Consider the following 285-nt stretch of genomic DNA (forward strand, 5'->3'; position numbering starts at 1 on the left):
CAGAGTCTTCCAATTGCTAAACCTGATTTGGGGGTGTAGCTCAGCTGGGAGAGCGGCTGCTTTGCAAGCAGTAGGTAGCGGGTTCGAGTCCTGTCACCTCCACCAGTCTTTCGACAATCGTATAAATACCGTTTCGGTGTTTAACTTATCCATTGGTAGTTATTCAATACCAAAGTTGCTTCGCAAGAGGCTGCTTTGTTGTTGATCGAGATTACTTGATCAATCGGCTGTTCTTTAACAATTTATAGAGTTTAATCAGCGTTGCCAATCATTAAGCAGCGTCTG

At 44.2% G+C, this 285-nt stretch carries 1 tRNA gene; it reads left to right on the forward strand.

The features are described 5' to 3' along the window. Positions 1 to 29: 29 nt before the first annotated feature. Positions 30 to 105: transfer RNA gene (locus DIC66_RS22815), tRNA-Ala, on the forward strand. Positions 106 to 285: the final 180 nt, after the last annotated feature.

This window comes from Rhodoferax lacus (genome assembly GCF_003415675.1).
Lineage (GTDB): Bacteria > Pseudomonadota > Gammaproteobacteria > Burkholderiales > Burkholderiaceae_C > Allorhodoferax > Allorhodoferax lacus.